This window comes from Campylobacter sp., assembly GCF_019423325.1.
Classification (GTDB): Bacteria; Campylobacterota; Campylobacteria; order Campylobacterales; family Campylobacteraceae; genus Campylobacter_B.
Genome location: NZ_JAHZBQ010000002.1, coordinates 199899 through 219769, shown reverse-complemented (window position 1 = coordinate 219769; position 19871 = coordinate 199899). Strand labels below are relative to the sequence as shown.

The 19871-nt window shown below is 48.7% G+C and carries 23 protein-coding genes and 1 tRNA gene; 11 read left to right on the top strand and 13 right to left on the bottom strand.

Annotation, left to right across the window (positions count from 1 at the left end):
• Positions 1-3: 3 nt before the first annotated feature.
• The 8 genes from rpsH to QZ367_RS05965 all read left to right on the top strand — a co-directional run bounded on the left by rpsH (position 4) and on the right by QZ367_RS05965 (position 6817).
• Entirely contained in the window at positions 4-399 is a 396-nt protein-coding gene (rpsH, locus tag QZ367_RS06000) for a 30S ribosomal protein S8 (protein WP_005868989.1), read from the top strand.
• Between the two features lie 77 nt (positions 400-476).
• Positions 477-1013, top strand: a complete 537-nt coding sequence (rplF, locus tag QZ367_RS05995; RefSeq protein ID WP_291938588.1) for a 50S ribosomal protein L6 — start codon at positions 477-479, stop codon at positions 1011-1013.
• A gap of 10 nt (positions 1014-1023) precedes the next feature.
• A complete protein-coding gene (gene rplR, locus QZ367_RS05990) occupies positions 1024-1380 on the top strand; it encodes a 50S ribosomal protein L18 (RefSeq protein ID WP_291938586.1) in 357 nt (118 codons plus the stop codon).
• A 15-nt stretch (positions 1381-1395) separates the two neighbouring features.
• Entirely contained in the window at positions 1396-1839 is a 444-nt protein-coding gene (gene rpsE, locus QZ367_RS05985; protein ID WP_005868986.1) for a 30S ribosomal protein S5, read from the top strand.
• A 12-nt stretch (positions 1840-1851) separates the two neighbouring features.
• Entirely contained in the window at positions 1852-2253 is a 402-nt protein-coding gene (gene rplO, locus QZ367_RS05980; RefSeq protein ID WP_005868985.1) for a 50S ribosomal protein L15, read from the top strand.
• Positions 2253-3518, top strand: coding sequence for a preprotein translocase subunit SecY (gene secY / locus QZ367_RS05975; protein WP_291938577.1), 1266 nt, complete (start codon positions 2253-2255; stop codon positions 3516-3518). Before rplO ends, secY begins: the two co-directional genes overlap by 1 nt.
• Positions 3519-3520: 2 nt before the next feature.
• Positions 3521-4279 carry a type I methionyl aminopeptidase gene (map, locus tag QZ367_RS05970; RefSeq protein WP_291938575.1) on the top strand — a complete coding sequence of 253 codons (759 nt, stop codon included), beginning with the start codon at positions 3521-3523 and terminating at the stop codon, positions 4277-4279.
• A 498-nt stretch (positions 4280-4777) separates the two neighbouring features.
• On the top strand, positions 4778-6817 hold the full coding sequence (locus QZ367_RS05965) for a sulfatase-like hydrolase/transferase (RefSeq protein ID WP_291938573.1): 2040 nt from the start codon (positions 4778-4780) through the stop codon (positions 6815-6817).
• A gap of 171 nt (positions 6818-6988) precedes the next feature.
• On the opposite strand, the gene QZ367_RS05960 is transcribed toward QZ367_RS05965, so the two are convergent.
• Complete coding sequence (locus QZ367_RS05960) at positions 6989-7705, bottom strand: PAS domain-containing protein (RefSeq protein WP_291938571.1); 717 nt, start codon at positions 7703-7705, stop codon at positions 6989-6991.
• A gap of 141 nt (positions 7706-7846) precedes the next feature.
• On the opposite strand from QZ367_RS05960, the gene QZ367_RS05955 reads away from it, so the two are divergent.
• Both QZ367_RS05955 and QZ367_RS05950 read left to right on the top strand, forming a co-directional pair.
• Positions 7847-8233, top strand: coding sequence for a RidA family protein (locus QZ367_RS05955; protein ID WP_291938569.1), 387 nt, complete (start codon positions 7847-7849; stop codon positions 8231-8233).
• A gap of 8 nt (positions 8234-8241) precedes the next feature.
• Positions 8242-9327, top strand: coding sequence for a threonine synthase (locus QZ367_RS05950; RefSeq protein WP_291938567.1), 1086 nt, complete (start codon positions 8242-8244; stop codon positions 9325-9327).
• A 410-nt stretch (positions 9328-9737) separates the two neighbouring features.
• On the opposite strand, the gene QZ367_RS05945 is transcribed toward QZ367_RS05950, so the two are convergent.
• From QZ367_RS05945 to QZ367_RS05920, 6 genes are all read right to left on the bottom strand, one after another.
• Positions 9738-10286 (bottom strand): GrpB family protein, encoded by a 549-nt coding sequence (locus QZ367_RS05945; protein WP_291938565.1) that lies wholly within the window; start codon positions 10284-10286, stop codon positions 9738-9740.
• A 34-nt stretch (positions 10287-10320) separates the two neighbouring features.
• Positions 10321-10408, bottom strand: a tRNA-Ser gene (locus QZ367_RS05940).
• A gap of 290 nt (positions 10409-10698) precedes the next feature.
• Positions 10699-11109 (bottom strand): GyrI-like domain-containing protein, encoded by a 411-nt coding sequence (locus tag QZ367_RS05935; protein ID WP_291939281.1) that lies wholly within the window; start codon positions 11107-11109, stop codon positions 10699-10701.
• A 27-nt stretch (positions 11110-11136) separates the two neighbouring features.
• A complete protein-coding gene (gene tkt / locus QZ367_RS05930; protein ID WP_291938563.1) occupies positions 11137-13065 on the bottom strand; it encodes a transketolase in 1929 nt (642 codons plus the stop codon).
• 3 nt (positions 13066-13068) lie between these two features.
• Positions 13069-13920: a polyprenyl synthetase family protein gene (locus tag QZ367_RS05925; protein ID WP_291938561.1), complete on the bottom strand. Its 852-nt coding sequence runs from the start codon at positions 13918-13920 to the stop codon at positions 13069-13071.
• 594 nt (positions 13921-14514) lie between these two features.
• Entirely contained in the window at positions 14515-14844 is a 330-nt protein-coding gene (locus tag QZ367_RS05920; protein WP_291938558.1) for a YbaB/EbfC family nucleoid-associated protein, read from the bottom strand.
• A 205-nt stretch (positions 14845-15049) separates the two neighbouring features.
• Between QZ367_RS05920 and QZ367_RS05915 the strand changes: the two genes are divergently transcribed.
• Entirely contained in the window at positions 15050-15295 is a 246-nt protein-coding gene (locus tag QZ367_RS05915) for a DUF4259 domain-containing protein (RefSeq protein WP_291938557.1), read from the top strand.
• Between the two features lie 526 nt (positions 15296-15821).
• Here the strand turns inward: QZ367_RS05915 and QZ367_RS05910 are convergent.
• From QZ367_RS05910 to QZ367_RS05885, 6 genes are all read right to left on the bottom strand, one after another.
• A complete protein-coding gene (locus QZ367_RS05910) occupies positions 15822-16622 on the bottom strand; it encodes a hypothetical protein (protein ID WP_291938555.1) in 801 nt (266 codons plus the stop codon).
• Positions 16623-16756: 134 nt separating this feature from the next.
• Positions 16757-17236 (bottom strand): hypothetical protein, encoded by a 480-nt coding sequence (locus QZ367_RS05905; protein ID WP_291938553.1) that lies wholly within the window; start codon positions 17234-17236, stop codon positions 16757-16759.
• Positions 17236-17583 carry an aspartate 1-decarboxylase gene (panD, locus tag QZ367_RS05900; RefSeq protein WP_291938551.1) on the bottom strand — a complete coding sequence of 116 codons (348 nt, stop codon included), beginning with the start codon at positions 17581-17583 and terminating at the stop codon, positions 17236-17238. The genes QZ367_RS05905 and panD overlap by 1 nt, the downstream gene beginning before the upstream one ends.
• Before the next feature lie 16 nt (positions 17584-17599).
• The gene (locus QZ367_RS05895) at positions 17600-18910 is read right to left on the bottom strand and encodes a UDP-N-acetylmuramoyl-L-alanyl-D-glutamate--2,6-diaminopimelate ligase (protein ID WP_291938549.1); all 1311 of its coding nucleotides are present in this window, start codon (positions 18908-18910) and stop codon (positions 17600-17602) included.
• On the bottom strand, positions 18888-19436 hold the full coding sequence (locus tag QZ367_RS05890; RefSeq protein WP_291938547.1) for a histidine kinase: 549 nt from the start codon (positions 19434-19436) through the stop codon (positions 18888-18890). The genes QZ367_RS05895 and QZ367_RS05890 overlap by 23 nt, the downstream gene beginning before the upstream one ends.
• Positions 19426-19692: a NifU family protein gene (locus QZ367_RS05885; protein WP_291938545.1), complete on the bottom strand. Its 267-nt coding sequence runs from the start codon at positions 19690-19692 to the stop codon at positions 19426-19428. The genes QZ367_RS05890 and QZ367_RS05885 overlap by 11 nt, the downstream gene beginning before the upstream one ends.
• Positions 19693-19871 lie beyond the last annotated feature (179 nt).

The following is a 19871-nucleotide window of genomic DNA, read 5'->3' as shown; positions in this document are numbered from 1 at the left end:
GAGATGATTAACGATCTTATTTCAGATGGACTAACTCGCATCAGAAATGCTGCAATGCGAAGGCTAGATACGACTAAACTTTTTCACTCAAACGTCGTTGAGGCTATGCTTAAAATTTTAGCCGAGAAGGGCTATATCGAGAGCTACAACGTAGTAGAGGAAAACAATAAAAAGATCATCAACGTAGTGCTTAAATACGACGAAAAGGGCAGGAGCGTGATAAACGAAGTTAAAAGAATTTCGACTCCGGGCCGCCGTGTATATCAAGGCAAAGACGAGATCAAGCGCTTCAAAAACGGCTACGGAACCGTCGTCGTTAGCACAAGTAAAGGCGTTATGAGCGGTATCGACGCGCACAAAGCGGGCGTCGGCGGCGAAGTGCTTTGCACGATCTGGTAAGAAGTTTCTACTTTTTATGGCATTGTGGTATCCATTCGTAAAAGTAGACATACCCTAGACAAATAAAAAGGAAAATTATGTCAAGAATTGGTAAAAAACCGATCTCTATTCCAAACGGAGTTGAGGTCAAAATCGACGGCTCGTCGTTAAAATTTAAAAAATCGAATAACAAAAAAGAGCTTGATTTAAAAGGTCATGTCGATGTAAAAATCGAAGACGGAAAGATAGAATTCTCGCCTAAGGGTGAGGATAGACAGAGTAGGGCGTATTGGGGAACATACCGCGCTTTAGCCAACAATATCGTCCTTGGTCTTACCGAGGGCTTTTCAAAACAGCTTGAAATCAACGGCGTCGGCTATAGAGCCGCGATGAAGGGCAAGGTACTTGAGCTAAATTTGGGCTTTTCGCATCCGATAAATTTTGAATCTCCAAAAGGAATCGAAATTTCCGTAGATAAAAACGTCGTAACCATCAAAGGTGACGACAAGCAGCAAGTAGGTCAAGTAGCAGCCGAGATCAGAGGATTCAGACCGCCTGAGCCGTATAAGGGTAAAGGCATCAAGTATCTTGAAGAGCATATCATCCGCAAAGCCGGAAAAACAGCTAAGAAATAAGGGTTGAGAAATGACACAGAACGTATTAAAAAGAAAGATCTCTTTACGAATCAAGAGAAAAAGAAGAATTCGCGCTAAAATTTCAGGCGTCGCATCTTGCCCTAGAATTTCTATTTTCAAATCCAATAGGACGGTCTACGCTCAGGCTATCGACGACGCGGCGAGCGCGACTTTGTGCGCCAGCAGCGGTAAGGTTTTAAATTTAAAGGCAAACAAAGAGGGCGCGGCTAGCTTAGCTAAAGATTTAGCTTCCAAGCTAAAGGATAAAGGTATCTCCGAGGCGCTTTTCGATCGCAATGGCTATTTGTATCACGGCGTAATCGCAAGCTTTGCCGAGTCGCTACGCCAAAACGGCATCAAACTATAACCCAAAGGAATGATTGTGGAAAAGTATAATAGAGAAGAATTCGAAGAGGTAATCGTCAATATCGGTAGGGTTACGAAGGTCGTTAAAGGCGGTAGAAGGTTTAGGTTTACGGCTCTTATCGTAGTAGGTAATAGAAATGGCTTGGTAGGCTTTGGCTTTGGTAAGTCCAAAGAGGTTCCAGATGCGATCAAAAAAGCGGTAGACGATGCGTTTAAAAATATTATCAAGGTAAATTTAAACGGCTCTACTATCACTCACGATATTGAAGTTAAATACAATGCGAGCAAAATTTTACTTAAGCCGGCGAGCGAAGGTACCGGTGTTATCGCGGGCGGCTCCGTGCGCCCGGTTTTAGAGCTTGCGGGTGTTAAAGATATCCTCACCAAATCGCTAGGTTCAAACAACTCCTCAAATGTCGTAAGAGCTACGATGAAAGCTCTTAGTATGTTAAAACACTAACAAGGATAAAAGATGGGATTAGAAAATCTTAAAAAAGCCCCAGGCTCGACTCACGCTACTAAGCGCTTAGGTCGCGGTCAAGGAAGTGGCCTAGGTAAAACTGCGGGCCGCGGCGGCAAGGGTCAGACCGCGCGTACTGGCTCTCACGAAAAAAGAGGCTTCGAAGGTGGTCAGCAGCCGATTCAACGAAGGCTTCCGAAGGTAGGTTTTACTTCTAAATTTGAAAAGCCTTACGTGATCAATGTCGATAAAATCGAAGCTATAAAAGATCTTAGCGAGATCACGATCGAAAGCATCAAATCCGTTCATAAAATTTCAAATTCCGTTAAAAAGATCAAGCTGATCGGCGTAGGCGCAAAAGCGCTCGCTAGCAAGATCAAAGACGAGAACGTAAAGTCTAGCGGACAAAAATAATGAATAAATCGCTACGCAACAAAATTCTCATTACTTTGGGCTTTCTTTTTGCCTATAGGTTGCTAGCTTACGTGCCGGTTCCGGGAGTGGACGTTGAGGTTATAAAGCAATTTTTTCAAAACAATAGCAACAACGCTTTTGGAATGTTTAATATGTTTAGCGGTAACGCGGCGGAGCGATTCAGCGTTATCTCGCTAGGCATTATGCCTTATATTACCGCTTCGATCATTATGGAGCTGCTTGCCGCAACCTTTCCAAATTTAGGCAAACTCAAAAAAGAGCGCGACGGTATGCAGAAATATATGCAGATCATCCGATATGCTACAATCGCAATCGCTATGGTTCAATCCATCGGTGTTAGCATCGGCTTGCAGGGCATCCACGGACAGACCGGAGCGCCTGCGATAATGGCAGAGAATACCAACGAGTTTGTTTTTATCTCGTGCATTTCGATGCTGGCAGGCACCATGCTTTTGATGTGGATCGGAGAGCAGATCACGCAGCGCGGCGTCGGTAACGGCACCAGCCTTATTATCTTTGCAGGTATCGTAAGTGCCATCCCTAGAGCGATCGGAAGTACTGTAAATTTAGTAAATACCGGCGAAATGAACGTTTTAAAGCTAATCGCAATCATGCTAATTATCCTGGCTACTATCGGGGCAATTTTATATGTGGAGCTAGGCGAACGTAGAATTCCGGTATCGTTTTCGCGCAAGGTATTGATGGCAAATCAAAATAAGCGCATTATGAACTATGTGCCGATCAAGCTAAATTTAAGCGGCGTCATTCCGCCTATTTTTGCAAGCGCGATTTTGATGTTTCCGACCACTATTTTGCAGGCAAGCACCAATCCGATCATCCAAAAGATCCACGATTTCCTAAGCCCTAGCAACTACTTCTTTAACTTTTTGACCTTTGTGTTGGTTATATTTTTTGCGTATTTTTATGCGTCAATTGCTTTTAATTCCAAGGACATTAGTGAAAATTTAAAGAAGCAGGGCGGATTTATCCCGGGCATTCGTCCGGGCGAGGGAACGGCGAGCTTTTTAAACGAAGTCGCCAGCCGTCTTACGTTTTGGGGTTCGATCTATCTCGGGCTAGTAACCGTCATCCCGTGGCTGCTCGTTAAATTTATGGGCGTGCCGTTTTATTTCGGCGGCACCAGCGTGCTGATCGTCGTCTCCGTCGCACTCGATACGATGAGGCGCATCGAAGCGCAGATCTATATGAATAAATATCAGACCCTAAGCGCGGTCGGGCTATAAAAATGGCAATTTTGCTTAAAACAAAAAAAGATTTAGAAGGGCTGCGTGCAGCGAATAGGATCGTCGCGCAGGCCCTTGATTATGCAGCTTCTTTCATAAAGCCGGGTCTTAGCCTGCTCGAAGTCGATAAGAAGATCGACGACTTCATCACCTCCAAGGGCGCGTATCCCGCTTTTAAAGGGCTATACGGCTTTCCAAACGCCGCCTGCCTCTCGCTAAACGAAGTCATCATCCACGGCATCCCCGATGAGACGATCTTGCAAGAGGGCGATATCTTAGGCGTCGATTTGGGCTCGAAGCTAAACGGATATTTCGGCGACAGCGCACGCACCCTGCCTGTCGGTAAAATTTCAAAAGCCGACGAGGAGCTCATCGCATGCAGCAAGGATACGCTGGAGTTTGCCATCAAAACGATCAGGGTAGGGATGCACTTCAAAGAGCTAAGCTTCGAGATCGAGAAATTTATCCGCGCGCGCGGCTTCGTACCGCTATACGGCTTCTGCGGTCACGGCATCGGCAAGCACCCGCACGAAGAGCCTGAGATCCCAAACTATCTAGAAGGTAACAATCCAAAATCGGGCCCCAAAATCAAAAACGGCATGGTTTTTTGCATTGAGCCGATGATCTGCCAAAAGGATGGCACTCCCGTCATCGCCGAGGATAAATGGAGTACGAGAAGCAAGGATGGGCTTCGCACTAGCCACTATGAGCACTGCATGGCGGTTTTCGACGGTAAGGTAGAAGTCCTAAGCGTCGCGTAGAATTTTGCCCAAAAGGCGATTTGGGCTAGTTAAAATTTTTTCGCTTTATCGGTGCGAAATTTTGCCCACGATTAGATTTCGACAATTTTACATCGCTCGCGTCTTGGAATTTTACCTCAGCCACTTCATGCATAAATTTTATCCAAAGGAAACCTATCGCACTAGAAATTTTAAAATCTATTGCGACGGTTTGTGGTCTAGCCGTAAAATTTTAAAAGCCGAGATTTTAACTCATACTTTCTGTTTTTTAAAGCCTCGTTTTGTAGTTTCGCTCATGGATCCGCTTTCAATTAAAATTTAGCCTTAAAATTCCGTCGTCCAATTCCAAACTCTCCGTATCTTTAAAATTTGGCTGTAAAATTTAAAGCGTAAAAAGGATGCAAGTAAGCGAGCTCAAAGCTTTAAGCGGCTAAGATTGCGCCTTGATTTTAAAGCGAAAATATGTCGCGCTACGCAGAGTGCGCGTCATCGTGTCTTTGTAAAGCTAAGGAAGATGAAATGAGAGAAAAATTTTATGTAGCGCTAGCAAATATAGGCGGGATTATGGCGCGGACGAAAGCGGGTAGGCTTATAGCGTGCTTGCTTATAAAAATCGACCGCGGCTTTTTTGCCGCGCTTCGCGAGCGTCCCATATGGAGAGTGTTTTGGCTTAGCACGGCGCTATGCTTGCTTGCGTGCTGGGCTAAGATACATTATCAGATCAATGGGTATCATTTTTCGCATGTATTTAAAGGCTTTTCTGCGGTGCTCATCATAAATTTGCTCATCTTTCACCTCTGCTATCTGCTTGGCGGCCGATTTTTTAAGCTCGTTTCGTTCGTGTTGCTAGCGCTAATTGCGCTAATTGCGAGTGTGGCTTTATTTTTGATCGTAAATTTCGACTCAAGCTTCAACGTCGTGGCGATCGACGCGCTTGTGCATACCGATGCAGCAGAGACGCGCGAGTTTGTTTCGCAGTTTCTTAACCCCGCAACGATTTTATATCTAGCGGTGCTACTTGGCTGCATCTTTGCGGCGCTAAGAGCAGGGCAGAGAGATGAGAAGCAAACGCATAGCCGCCTAAGATTGCTGTTAGCGGCGATTTATCTCATTTACGGAACAATCTTTTGCGTGGATATTGCCACTAAAGCTTTCCAAAGCAAACAGGGCTATATAACCAAGCTATCACAATACGTTCCGCTGGAGTTTGCCTTTACGATAAAAGACTATCTTAGCGATAAAAATTTCATCACCGATATGCGCGAAGTGCAGCTCGGATATGACGAGGCCAAGCGCGCGAACGAGGCTGTTTTAAAAGGCGGCGCAAATTCAGATCCGCAAGGCGCCGCCTTGGATTCTGCGTCTGAAAATTCCGTGCCCGCATCAAGCGTCCAGGCGCAAGATTCCGGCGCAAATTTAAATTCTACTTCCGCTTCGGGCGCTGAGCTGCAGAGCTGGAGCGAGACTTTAAATTCTACGCTGCAAAGCCCAAGCGCGATTTCAAATTCTAAAAATCCTGAGACCGCTACAAACCCCGCCTTGCAAAAGTCTCGTGTCAAAAATATCGTCCTAATAATCGGCGAGAGCTTGCAGCGCGGGCATATGTCGCTCTACGGCTACGGCGTTGAAAATACGCCACTTTTGGAGGGTCTCGAAGCGAGCGGTAATTTGATAAAATTTAGCGATACAATCTCGCCTTACGGCACGACTAATCAGGTGCTGATGCGGCTTTTAAATTTCAGCGATTACGAAAGCGAGCGCAAAAGGGCGTGGTTTCGCAACCTTAGCATCATCGATATGTTTAAGCTAAGTGGCTATCGCACCTTTTGGATCAGCAATCAAGAGGCTTTCGGCGCACATGCGTTAAGTGCTAAAAGCGCTGCCGATCGCGCGGACGCGGAATCCTTCCTCTCAAAGAGCAATCTTTACGAAACCGTTCGCATCAAGCCTGACGGAGTGCTGCTTCCGCTCATAAATCAGGCGAAAGTGGGGCAGAGCGAGCGAAATTTCTACGTGATCCATCTCATCGGCAGCCATATGGATTATAGCCTGCGCTATCCCGAGGGATTTGGCAAGTTTAGCGCGGCAGACGTAAAGGCAAAACTTACTTCCAAGCAGAAAGATGTCGTCGCATATTATGATAACAGCGTGCTTTACAACGATTTTGTCATAAATGAAATTTTTAAAATTTTTTCGGGTGATGACAGCCTCATCGTCTATCTTAGCGATCACGGCGAAAATTTATACGAAAACGGGCGCCTCGGGCACGGCATGGAGAGCCGCTTTACTTACGAAATTCCGCTAATTTTCATAGGCTCGCGTGAGTTTTTGAGCGATCACGCTAAGCTATGGCAGAGGCTGGCTGCGGCGAAAGATAAGCCTTTTATGAGCGATGATTTAGCGCATCTGCTAGCAGATATCATCGGTGTCGCGCCGCTTGAGTTTGACGAGCACAAAAGCCCGATACGAGCGGATTTTAATACTTCACGCAAGCGAATTGCTAACGGAGTTGATTATGACGAGAAATTAAAGAATACAAAGGGTTACGAGTTCGAGTAACAGATGAGTTTTGCTTTTATTGCACTACAAGCCGCATGAACTAGGAATTGGCGCATCCCACTTTTGATCGATTCATCAAATTTAGATTAAAATTTGCGCCACCCCAATGGCTACGCTGATAAAAAGGCGCGCAACGCTTATGAAATTTGAGATCAAATTTATACGCCGCGGTTAGCCCTCCTTCTTTACCTCATCCATATACGAGTAAATCGTGACTTTCTGCGTCCTAAGCGCCTTTGCGACGAGCTCCACCGCACCCTTTACCTCAAAAATTCCTTTTTGCGCGAGGAATTTTACGATGCGCTTTCGATCCTCTTTCTTCATCCCCTCCACATCCAGATCGTGCGTAGCCGATGCGATAAGGTCCTGGACGATATCAAGGATATTTTGCTGCAAATCGTTAGAGTTTTTTGCTTCTAAATTTACGCTGTCATTTGAGCTCGCTTCATCTAATGCCGCGCTATTGCAGCCTCCGTCGGTAAAATTTGCGCCCTGCAACTCCTTGCTATCGAGCTTTGCATTCGGCAGCAGATTTTTTATTACTTTGTATGCCGCCATGGCGCTTGAGGTATCTATATTTACACACAGTGCGCCTACTACTTTGCCGTTTACGGCGCGGATCAAAGAAGTCGAGGAGCGTATGAGCTTGCCGTTTTGCGCGGTAAAGTAGTAGTTTGCGGTGCAGTCGTTTTCAAAATTTTTGCTTAGCAACACGTCCTTTACCAGATGATCGAAGCTTTGACCGATCCTCCTACCCGTTACGTCGCCGAGGACGAAAACGACGGAGTTTTGCGGCGTGCTCATATCGTGGATGACTACTTCGCAATCGCCGATCGTATTTTTAATAAGGTGCGCGGTCGGTATAAAGGTTTGCAAAAGTTGGTTCAATTCGGGCTCCTTAAATTTCATATAAAAAAATCTATAAATTTAGATTAAATTTTAAAATTTTGCAAATTTATAGAAATATTTATATATCTTTAATAAATTTAGAGTAACATTATATAAAATTTTATATGCAAAGGAGCTTAAATGAAAGAAATTTACCCAAGCGGCTTCGCGCCGAAAAAGGCGCATTATGCGCCGGGCATCCTAGATGACGACGGCACGCTTTACGTCTCGGGGCAGCTAAGCGCGGATCCGCGCACGGGAGCCATTCCGGAGGGTCTTGCTGCGCAGACAGCGCAGGCTTTAAGCAACGTCGCGACAGTGCTCGCCGCCGCGGGCGCGGATAAAAGCGACGTGCGGATGTGCCGCGTCTATACGCCTGACGTCGCGAACTGGGACGTGATCGACGAGCAGTACGCGCTATTTTTCGGCGCGCACAAGCCTGCTCGCGTCGTGGTGCCGACTACGGCTTTACACTTCGGCTGTCTCGTAGAGATCGAGGCCGTCGCAAAAATAAAAGAGAAAAAATAGGAGCGAAAATGAGCGATTTCATCTGCACGGGCTGCGGCAAGCACGCGTTCATCGATACTTTGAGCTATAAATGCGACTGCGGCGGGTTGTATAAACTAAACTCCGACGCGCCTAAATTTAACCCCGCGCTCGTAGATCAAAGCGAGTTTAGCATCTTTAGATACCGCAGGTTTATGGGCATCGATACCGCTAAATTTAAAGAAATCTCTATGGGCGAGGGGCTTACGGCGAGCGTAAAATTCGGCGAAAATCTCTATCTCAAGCTCGACTACGCGATGCCTACGCTTTCGTTCAAAGACCGCGGCGCGGCGGTTTTGGTGCTGCACGCCAAAAATATCGGCGTGAAAAAGGTACTACAAGACTCCAGCGGCAACGCGGGCAACGCCGTGGCGGCGTACTGCGCTCGCGCGGGCATCGAGTGCGAAATTTACGTCCCGAAGGGCACGTCGCCTAAAAAGATCGATATGATCAAAAGCCACGGCGCGCACGTCACGGTCTTTGACGGTAGCCGCGACGAGACGGCGGACGCGTGCCGCAAAAAGGCCGCGGATGAACAGATCTATTATGCCAACCACGTTTATAATCCGATCTTTTACGAGGGCACGAAGAGTTACATTTATGAGATCTACGAGCAGCTGGGCAGGATGCCGCGCAATATCTTCATCCCCGTGGGCAACGGCACGCTGCTGCTGGGTGCTCAAGCGGCGTTAGGCGAGCTATATGAGGGCGGTCTTATCGAGGCGCTGCCAAAAATTTTTATCGTTCAGGGCGAGCGTTGCGCTCCGCTTTTTAACGCCAAAGGTGCGGCGCGCGAGATAGAGCCGCAGCCGACGCTAGCGGAGGGCATCGCGATTGCAAGACCGATGCGTGCGGGCGAAATTCTTGGCTCTAGCTACGCGGGCGAGCGCGAGGTGATCTTGGCAAGCGAGAGCGACATACTGCCTGCCAGAGCGGCTCTTGCGCGCGGCGGATTTTACGTCGAGCATACGACTGCGGCTACCTACGCGGCGTATCTGCGCTACAAAGAAAGCCATGATCTGCAAGGAGATAGCATCATCCCGCTTTGCGGCGCGGGGCTAAAGAGCGATCATTAAATTTTAAGCGCTCGGTGTAGAATTCGCTTGGCTAGCTAGCGGCAAGGAATTTTAAAATTTTTGTAGCTTTAAATTTAGCGAGTTTATAAGCCGATGTTTTGGCGGGATATTTAAAATTTACGGCGCATAAGTTCTAAATTTAAACTTGTACCGAAGCGTGGGGATGAGCTTTGGCTTTGGTGCGATACGGTTATACGGTATTTTATGAGCGACTTCGCTGCTAGCTGGATTTGTAAATTTTATCTACGATAACTAGGCGGCCGCCTTTTAGATTTGAAATTACGGTCAAAATTTTATGAAAACTAATCTGCAATGTGCGGCACTATCTATCAGTTTTTGTTTATAAAATTTAGCCATTTTTTATCGCTCTTGGCGAGCGAGCTTCTACGCAGAGGATCAAATTTACGCGGCTATTTCGAGTTTTCTTTAGCGATGCGCGTAAGCTTAAGCACAAATTCGCTTTTTGCCGCAGTGTAGGCGTCGCGGTCGAACTCGAATCGCTTGCAAAGCTCTAATTTAAGCGCCTCGTACCGCCCAGCGATATCCGCATTCGCTCGCAAAAAATCTCTAAAAAATATCTCGTCCGCATCGCCGAAATTTCGCAGATGCACGTGAAAAACGCGCTCGGCAAATCCAGCTTCGGTATAGCCCTTATTTAGGCTGTAGCGGCTCCCCTTTTCGCTCATTAGCAGATAGCCCGCGTCTATCAGGCGCTGTTTGGCGGCGGCGATATCCGAGCACTCGATCAAAATATCTACGATCGGCTTCGCCCAGATCCCGCTTACTGCGGTACTGCCGATATGGTGGATCTTGATCTTACCGCAATCTCGCAGCAGCCCGCGCAAAATTTTGCGCTCCCGCCTAAAGTATTCGCCCCAGCGCGGATCGTGCGGCACGAGACGTATCGGAAAGAGCCGCCACAGCTCCTGCAGGCTCATCGAAAGGAGTTTGTTGCTCATTTAACTCCAAAGTATTGGGTGAAATTTGAATGAATGGCGGGTAGATAGGGATTCGAACCCTAGAAGGCTGACGCCTTACGCGCTTTCGAGGCGCGCTCCTTCGACCGCTCGGACATCTACCCGAATGAAAATGTAATTTAAGCCAAAAATGGCTTAATAACAGATTTAAAAATGAAATTCCGCGTGAAATTTCGCCTGATTTTACGGGTGGGGGTTGAAATTTAACGGCACAAATTTAGATTTCGTTTTAAATCTATGGCTTAAGGTACGGCGCGCTTTCGGCATAAAATTTGCTTTCGCGCGCGTAGTTCTGGGCACGGAATTTTACCGCTTTATGGATGAAATTTTACGCAAAAGCTCATCGTCGCGGCGGCGAAAAATCACTCGCCGTTTATAAATTTCATGTGCCGCCCTACAAAATCGAGATAAAAATTTTGATCTCGTCTCCGCCGTAAAACTCAAAATCCGTTCCAAATGCTCTTTTTAGTTCGCCCGCCTCAAAAAAGCTCCAAATTTTGCTCCAAAACTTTGCTACGTTTTGCGGCTCATTTGGGAAGCTAAAAACGGCGTATTTGCCGCTTTTGATCTCCAAGGCTTCGCCGCCGCGGGGCGCTTTGGTGCCGATAAAGATATTGTAAAGCCCATCGGTGCCGTTTTCGTAATCGTAATAGACGCCGTAAATCTCGCTCTGCCCGTCATAGCACTCTTTCATAAATTTCGCCCACAGCGCGGGAATTTTACCGCTCCCGCCTAGCTCGTCCGCATTTTTCGTGCGGGCTTTTAATCCGTAAATTTTAAATCCGTCTAAATACGAAATTTTGATTTTTTCGCTCAAATTTTGCCTTTGCCGTTACTGCTCTAAAAGCTCCCTTGCTTCTTTTGCGATCGCGACGTCGGTGAAGCCGAAAAGCTTAAACAACTCACTCGCGTTGCCGCTTTCGCCGAAGCTTTGCATGCCGTGTACCGCGTCTGCAAATTTATACCACTCAAGCGCGCTTGCCGCTTCGACGGCTAAAATTTTAGTTTGCGGCTCTAGGATTTGCGCCAGATAATCTGCGTCCTGCTCACACAAAAGCTCGAAGCACGGCGCGCTGACGACGTTTGCACCGATGCCTTGCTCTTGCAGGATCGCCGCGGCCTTTAGGCAGAGCGAGACCTCACTGCCGCTTGCGATGAGCGTGATTTGCGCTTCTTTGCTTTGCCTTAGCAGATACGCGCCGTTTTGCACGTCGCCTAAAACCGCCTTAGGTAGCGGCTCAAGCCCTTGGCGCGAGCAGACGAACGCCGCGGGCGCATTCAGAGCAAGCGCCGTGCGCCAGCATTTTACGTTTTCGTTGCCGTCTGCGGGGCGGAAGGTGTAGAAGTCTGGCATCGCGCGGAAGGTGCTAAGCTGCTCGATAGGCTCGTGCGTAGGTCCATCCTCACCCACGCCGATGCTGTCGTGCGTGAAGACGAAATAGTGGCGCAAGCCCATCAGCGCCGCAAGTCTAGCGCCCGTCTTGAGATAGTCGCTAAAGATAAAAAACGTCGCGCTAAACGGGATGAAAAGCCCGTATCTCGCAAAGGCGTTGCCGATCGCTGCCATCGCGTGCTCGCGGATGCCGAAGTGTAAATTTTTGCCGCACGGAAAGTCGCCGCCGCCTTTTAGCTCGGTCTTATTCGATGCCGCCAAATCGGCGCTTCCGCCCAAAAAGCCGGGCAACGCGTTTGCAATGGCGTTTAAAATTTTGCCGTTGCTATCGCGGGTGGCGACTTTAAGCCCGCTAAAATCAGGGAATTCTATCTTGCTAAAATCGGGATTTAAAAGCTCGTTTAGAAGTGCTCTTTTTTCATCGCTTAGCTTCGCAAGCTTCTCCTTCCAAAGCCGCTCCTCCAAATCGCCTTTCTCAACCGCGGCGCGCGTTTCAAAAAGTACGTCCTCGCTTACGACGAAGCTTTGGGCGGGATCAAAGCCCAGGCTTTGCTTAGCGCGCGCAAGCAGCTCCTCTCCAAGCGGCGCGCCGTGCGTTTTGGCCGTGCCCTCAAGCTCGAGCGCGCCCTTGCCGATCGTGGTGTTTGCGATGATGAGGTAGGGTTTTGTTTTGTTTTTGACCTCGTCAAGGACAAATTCTATCTGATCGAAATTATGTCCGTCGATGCGCGCGACCTCAAAGCCCTGCGCTTCAAATCGCACTTTCACATCCTCAAACCACGCGATATCGGTGCTGCCGTCGATCGTGATGCCGTTAGAATCATAGATTATCGTGAGATTATCGAGGTTGTGTCTGCCCGCAAGCGCGCACGCTTCGTAACTGATACCCTCCTGCAGATCGCCGTCGCCGCAGAAGCAATAGACGCGGTGATCGATAATCTCGTTTCCTTCCTCGTTGAGCAGATGCGCGGCGTATTTTGCGGCCATCGCAAATCCGACTGCGTTTGCGACGCCCTGACCGAGCGGTCCGGTAGCGATCTCGACGCCGGGAGTGGTGATCTCCGGGTGGCCCGGGGTTTTGGAGTGCAGGCGTCTGAAGCTTTTCAGATCGTCCATGCTCAAATCATATCCGCTAAGATAGAGGTAGCTATACACGAGCGCGCTTGCGTGCCCGCCCGAGAATACGACGCGGTCGCGGTTCAGCCACGCGGGATTTTTGGGATTGTGGCGGACCTTGCTCATAAAGACGCTCATTGCGTCGCTTAGCCCCATCGGCGTGCCGGGATGGCCTGAGTTGGCGCTTTGGATCATATCCGCGCTTAGAAATTTGATCGTGTTTGAAATTTTACTTAGCTGCTCGCTCGACATTTTTCATCCTTTCAGGTATTTTTCTATCAAATTTAAAACCAAATCGCGCAGGTTCGCATCATAGCCGCTCATCGCGCCGCTTACCTCGTCTATTAGGCGCTGCTTGTAGCTTCTAGCGCCCGCAAGTCCGAGTAAATTTACGAAGGAATTTTTCGCACCGTCCGCTCCTACGGGCTTGCCCGCGCTTATCTCGTCGCCCGTGGCGTCGATGATGTCATCCTCGATCTGAAATATAAGCCCTAGCTTCAGCCCGATCTTATAAAGCTCATGCGCGAGCTCGTCCTTTAGCCCGCCGATTATGGCACCTAGCTCAAATGCCGCTGCGATGAGCGCGCCCGTTTTGTGTAGATGCAAAAACTCAAGCTCGTTTTGCTTTAGAGGGCTGTTTTCAAAATGACAATCGATCGCCTGACCGAGCACCATGCCGCTACTGCCTGCGTTTCGTGCTAGAGTTTTAATACATTTTATCTTGATCTCGTCGCTTAGGTTTGCGCTTGCGGCGATTAAAAACGCGTCGGTATTTAGCGCATCGCCCACCAAAATCGCCGTGACTTCGTCGTATTTTTTATGCAGGCTCGGCTGCCCGCGGCGCAGATCCGCATCGTCCATTGCGGGCAGATCGTCGTGTATGAGTGAGTAGGTGTGGATCATCTCAAGCGCCATCGCGATCGCCAGCGCGCCCTCAAAGCGCCGCTCATCCACCGCCGAGACGACGCCTAGTAGCAGCTGTGCGCGAAAGTGCTTACCGCCCGCCTGCAGCATGTAATTGAGCGCCTCCTCAAAGTACGGATGAAAGCTGGACGCCTTCAGCTCGTTGCGCTTCAAGTAGTCTTTAAATTTTTCTAAAATATCCATCGATCCTACCTTGCGGTTTTGATTTGCTCTGCTTGGGCGCGCCCTTGACGAATGCAAAATTCGCACCTTACGTATACCTTTTCGTAGCACCGCTCGGGCTTTGCCGTCGCGAGACGTTTGTACGTCGCGTATAAGCAATCATGCCGCTTAAAATTTTAAATTTTAATTTCCCTAGCTTTACGCAGTGCGCGAGGCGAAGGATGCTCCGCTTTTTTGAGCCGCATCTTAGCCTCATTTATTCGCGGATACCGCACAACGGCTCGCCTTGCTTTGTATTTAAGCTGCGCTAGCTAAATTTTACTTTGCGCCGCAGTGTAGCAGCCTGCCGAAATTTTAGAATTTGCCCTCACGCCACCCGTTAAATTTGACCGATTTGCTAAGGTTAAAATTTAATAACCTCGCGTCAAATCAAGCGAGCCGTGCTTTATGTAAACCGTACCGCCACAAAAATCTAAATTTAATTCGCCTCTCCATAAAATTAGGCTTTATTTATACTGTCACCGAAACCGCCCGCCTCGTAAAATCCAAACTACTCGCTAAGTAAAGCAGCCATTCTATATAAAAAAGCCTATTTTCACCATTTTTGAACTACGCTTAGCCCTTATTGCCAAGCAGATTACCTAATCCGCCGAACCCTCCTAGCATGGACGCTGCGGCGCCTTTCTTTTCGTTTTCGACGAGTTTTATCGCGTCATTGATCGCCGAGATCAGCAGGATCTGCAAGCTCTCTTTGTCGCTAAAAAGGCTGTCGTCGATACTCAGATCAAGCACCTCGCCCGCGCCGTTTAGTCTGATGGCGACCATGCCCGCGCCAGATTTTACGGTAAATTCCTTACGCGCATTCTCCTCCTCGATCTGCTTAGCCTTGGCCTGCATCTGATCGAGCATCTGCCCCATTTTCGAAAAATCCATTCCTTCGAACATCAAAAATCCTTTAAATTTTGGCTATTTTAGCAAATTTAAGCTAAATTTAGCGTTTGACTTGGCGCGCGAGTTTTGTGCTCGGCTTTGATTTTGCGGCGAGCACGCGCAGTCAAAAAGTGCTTAAAATTTAGCTTGGGCGGGTAAAATTTAAACAAGAAACGCCGTCAAAGCTCGGCGATGAAATTTATTTTAAAAGGAGCTAAAAATGGGCGACTGGGGCTACAAGGCGTACGAAAACGACGAGGCGGCGGATTGGTTCACGAAGTTTTGGAAGAGCAAAAATTTTGATCTGCTGCAAAGCACGGCGGCGAATTTCGATCCGAAAAATGAAAACTACGATGAAATCAGGGCTGCCGCGCACGTTTTGCCTGCTTTGGCTCACCCTATGCCTGCCCGCAGAGTTTTTTGGATAGACTGTGACCGACCATTCAGCGGGTTATTACGATCCTAGAAAATATGATCTATCCACCTGATGGTTCATGGACTTTTCTTGAAATTTGGCAAAACTCGCCGCAGATAATAGACGAAGTTAAGCGACAAATCTCGGAGTTGAAGGAGCATTTTAAGTAGCGGACGGAGCGGTAAATTTGGCTTGCCGTAGAAATTTTAGCAGAGGCGTTAAATTTAAATCCGTTTTTAAAAAGAGCGTGCAAACGCGCGAGAAATTTTGCACGAAAATGGCTAGAATTCGAAATTTTATATCAATTTTTTAAGCGAAATAGGGTCGAAATTATGATTTTAAAATCGTCAAATTTCATGCTCGGAGCGATCTGAAATTTTAAGCGTACTCTCAAATTTTACGGCGGACGCGAGACGTAAAATTTAAAATTTCAAACCGCAGAAATTGACCGAGCCCTGCCGAAGCGGCGCATGCACGATAAGCGAGCAATTTAATTTCGCTCACAATCTATGAGAGGCAAAGCGATCTCATTAAATTTGCGCTGCGGATTTTGGAATTTAGCCGCAAAATTCGCCGCCTACTCGTACGTACGTCCCACTTCGAGCAGTTCGCCGAGCATTTCCCAGCCGCCGCGCAGGGGCGCGTCCTCGCCCGCGTGATCCATCAGGCCGCGCGCTCCGCACTCTATCAGCGAGAACGGATCGAAATTATACCAGCCATGCCCGCCTGACGAGACGATGCCGAAAAACTTGCTCTCGTCCGCAAGCTGTCCGCTAGCGCGCATCCTGCTAAGCTCCGCTAGCTGAAATTTTATAACCTCCGCGGAATACGCAAGCTCGCCGTGCTTATCTGCGGTCTCGAATTTCAGGGGCTCGTTCGTCTTCGGTTCCAAGGACCCGCCTTGCGCTGCTTTTGCGGAGAGGCTGCAGCTTGCGGCGATAGAATTTTGCTCTTGCGTCTTGCTCTTGCCGTTCATAAATTTTGCCTCGCTTAGCACAGTTTTAAAATTTGCGGATCTGCTTTCGTCAAATTTTATCTCAAAGCCCTCCGGTAGGCAGCGCATTATATCTGCAGCGGTTTTTGGTTCTTCCGCCGAACGAAACGTATCGCCGCCCGCAGGCCCATCTTTGCAGAAGTCCGCAAGCTCGGGCGCTCGCTCTATCTCAAGCCACGTCTCACTGGGCTCCGCCCTCTCGCTCTCAAACGCCGCGCTTAGAATTTCAAGCATCAGCTTTGCGCTAAAGGGTTCGCTGCCGCGCGCCTCAAGCAGCCTCAAAAGCGCGAGTAGATATGCGTCCAGCTCCTTGTTCGCAGCCCCGCTCGCTTCAAATTTTTTCGCCATTTCGCAGACGGCGTCGTAAAATTCTTCGTAGTTCAAAGTTTGCTCCTTTTTTGCGGACCGGCAAGCGGCTAGAGCAAGCGGTTCGGAGTGAATTTAGCGCAAATTGTGCCGCTTGGCGCTCGGTGAACAGCCGCGCCTGTGTACAAGATGGCAAAACTTCGCGCAAAGAGCTAGCGTCTGTAGCCGTAAATTTTTAAGTTTTGCTCGCCAGGCTCCATCTCAAATTTGCCCAGGTGCTCTAGATAGCGCGCTATGGCGCCAAGATCTTGGCTTTTGTGCTCGGGCGGTAGCAGCGCGCCGCGGCTTGTGAAGTCGTAAAATTTCGCAAATTCTATGTATTCTATCTCGGCGTAGAAGGTGGGCTTTTCGCTCGTCGTGAGACGCTGCGAAATGTAGTTTTCGCAGATGTCTTGCGCGTAGTCTGCGGCGGGTAGGGCGAATCTGATCTCGTTCACGCAGGAGCCGAAGAAATCATAAATTTCGCAATGTCTTGCGGGCGAGCCTTCGGCGCAGATCGCTACAAAGAGCCTGCGCCATTTTGCGTCGCTCATAAAGCCGAAGCGAAACTCGGCCAGCTTTTTACCCAGCCGCGCCTTGTATCTTTCGTAGTGCTGCGGCGAGGCGAAAAGCTCCTCAAAACGGGGCTGCATTATTTTACAATCTCGTTTTGCGCGTTTACCTGCACGATTTTTGGTTCAAAATTTTTCGCTTTTTTGGCGCTCATTTGTGCGTAAGCCACGATGATGACGACGTCGCCGATGCAGACTTTGCGTGCGGCCGCGCCGTTTAGGCAGATCTCGCCCTTTTTCTCACCGCGGATCACGTAGGTAGCGAAGCGCTCGCCATTATTGACGTTTAGGATCTCGACTTTTTGGTACTCGGAAAGCCCCGCAGCTTCGATGAGCTCGGGTCCGATCGTAATGGAGCCCACGTAGTTTAGGTTGGCGTCCGTCACGCGCGCGCGGTGGATTTTGCTTGATAAAATTTCGATTTTCATCGGCCGTCCTTTAAATTTAGTCTAAATTTGACTCGCCTCGCGCCGCGACGAGCTCACTCACGACCTGCTTGTCGCTGAAAGGATGCTTCACGCCCTTGATCTCCTGGTAGGTCTCGTCGCCCTTGCCCAAAATAGCGATCATCTCGCCGTTTTTGGCAAGATCTAGTGCGCGCGCGATCGCCTCTTTGCGATCCGTGATCTTTAAAATTTTATCCTTTCGGCGCATACCGGCGCAAATTTGATCAATGATTTCGTCCGGATCCTCGCTGCGCGGATTATCGCTCGTGACGATGCAAATTTTGGCAAAGTGCTCGGCGATGGCGCCCATTTTCGGACGCTTGCCGTGGTCGCGATCGCCTCCCGCGCCGAAAACTGCGATGATCTCGCCGCTTGCGCGTAGCGCGTTTAGCACCTTTTCGATACCGTCTGGGGTATGAGCGAAATCGACGATTACAAGCGGGTTTTTATTTACGACCTGCACGCGACCCTCGACACCGCCGAAGTTTGCCAGAGCTTTTGCGATCTTCTCATTCGGCAGCTTGGTCAGAATTTTAACCGCCGCAAACGCCGCGGTAAGGTTGTAGAGATTAAATTCGCCGATCAGATCGCTTTGCAGCTGTGCATTATCGCCGTTTGGGGTGCGCACGAGCGCGTCGATACCGCCCTTTAGCCCGTATCCGCTCACGGCGAAGCTTGCGGCGTTTTTGATACCGTAGGTAAGGGCGTTTGCGGGATTAAATTTAATATGTCCGTCGTCGGCGTTTATGAGCTTTGGCGCGTCGTCTGCGAAAAACGAGCTCTTGACTGCCGCGTATTCTTGCATGCTGCCGTGATAATCGAGATGGTCTTGACTTAAATTCGTAAAAATTTTAAACGCAAATTCTAATCCTTCGATACGATTTTGCGCTATCGCATGCGAGCTAACCTCCATAACGAAGTACTCACAGCCCTGTTTGCTAGCTTCGTAAAGATAGCTCATCGTTTTTAAAACCGAGCTCGTCGTAAGCCCCTTTTCGTCGATCCTGCGCTCATTTATAAAGGCGCCGCGCGTGCCGCTTAGACCGCAGCTAAAGCCTAGATCCAGTAGCGTCGAGTAGATCGCCGCCGCGGTTGTGGTTTTGCCGTTCGTACCGGTGATGCCTACGATTTTGATGCGCGGATCGATCTTTAAAAGCTCCTTTGCTTGCGCGATAGAGATGATCTGCGCTCCTTTTTCCGCCGCTTCGGCTTGGAATTTAGCGTTCGCGCTCGTGCGCATAAAAAAACAGCCCGCCTCGCATTCGGCGGAGTTGTCGGTAATAAAGCTATTTTCGAGTCGTATTTTCATGATTTTTGATTTTTTGCATTAGCGCTTCGAAGCGCTCATCGCCTGCATACGCGGCAGCCGAGCTCTCGACGTAATTAAGCCCCATTTCGTAGTAGCCGTTTTCTATCAAATTTTCTAAAAATTCTATCATCTCGGTTTTGTCCGAAATGGCGATTTTGGAGGAAAAAATGATCGATTCGAAGGCGTCTTTAAAGCCTCTTTGGCCTACCGCGCGCATAAAATCGGCATACGCGATGACTGCAATCTCATCCTCGGCACCGGGTTCGGAAGCCGCTTCATTCGCGATCTTTTCATTGATGGAGTTTAAAATTTTAAAAAGCTCCGCGGTTTGAGTTTTGGGGCTGAGGTTGTAAAAATCAAAGAGCATAAGCGCCTCTTCGCGGTCTGCCAGCGCGGTCTGGCAAAGCTCGAGCAAAAATAGAATTTCCTCCTCGCCACTTTTTTCATATGCGAGCGAAAAATATAGCTTCGCAAGCTCGAATTCTCCGCGCGAAAAGGTCTTTAGCCCCAGTTTTTTATAGTTCAAACTCTTCGCCTTCGGGGATGTTTACGACGCTAAGCTCGGGGTGAATATCCATGCGAAGCTGGCGCTCGACGCCGTATTTTAGGGTCTGTGAGCTCGCCGCGCAGCCGTGGCAATGCCCGGTAAGGCGGACATAGACGACGCCGTTTTTTATGCCTAAAAGCTTCATATCGCCGCCGTCGTTTTGCAGCATCGGTCGGATTAGCTCTAAGCTGCCTTGTACCGGGGCTAGAAGCTCTTCGTCTGTAAATGGTATCATTAAAATTCCTTATTTTAGTTTTGGCGCATTATATCCAAAAGCGATAAAAAAAGGTTTATCGGGGATGAAATTTAATCTGAAATTTTGCGCAAGGGCGCGGATTTTGCGTAATGGCTCGCAAAGAATTTTATACGGCGCGAACGGCGAGTCGCGATTTTAAAAATTTTATCGATTCGGCA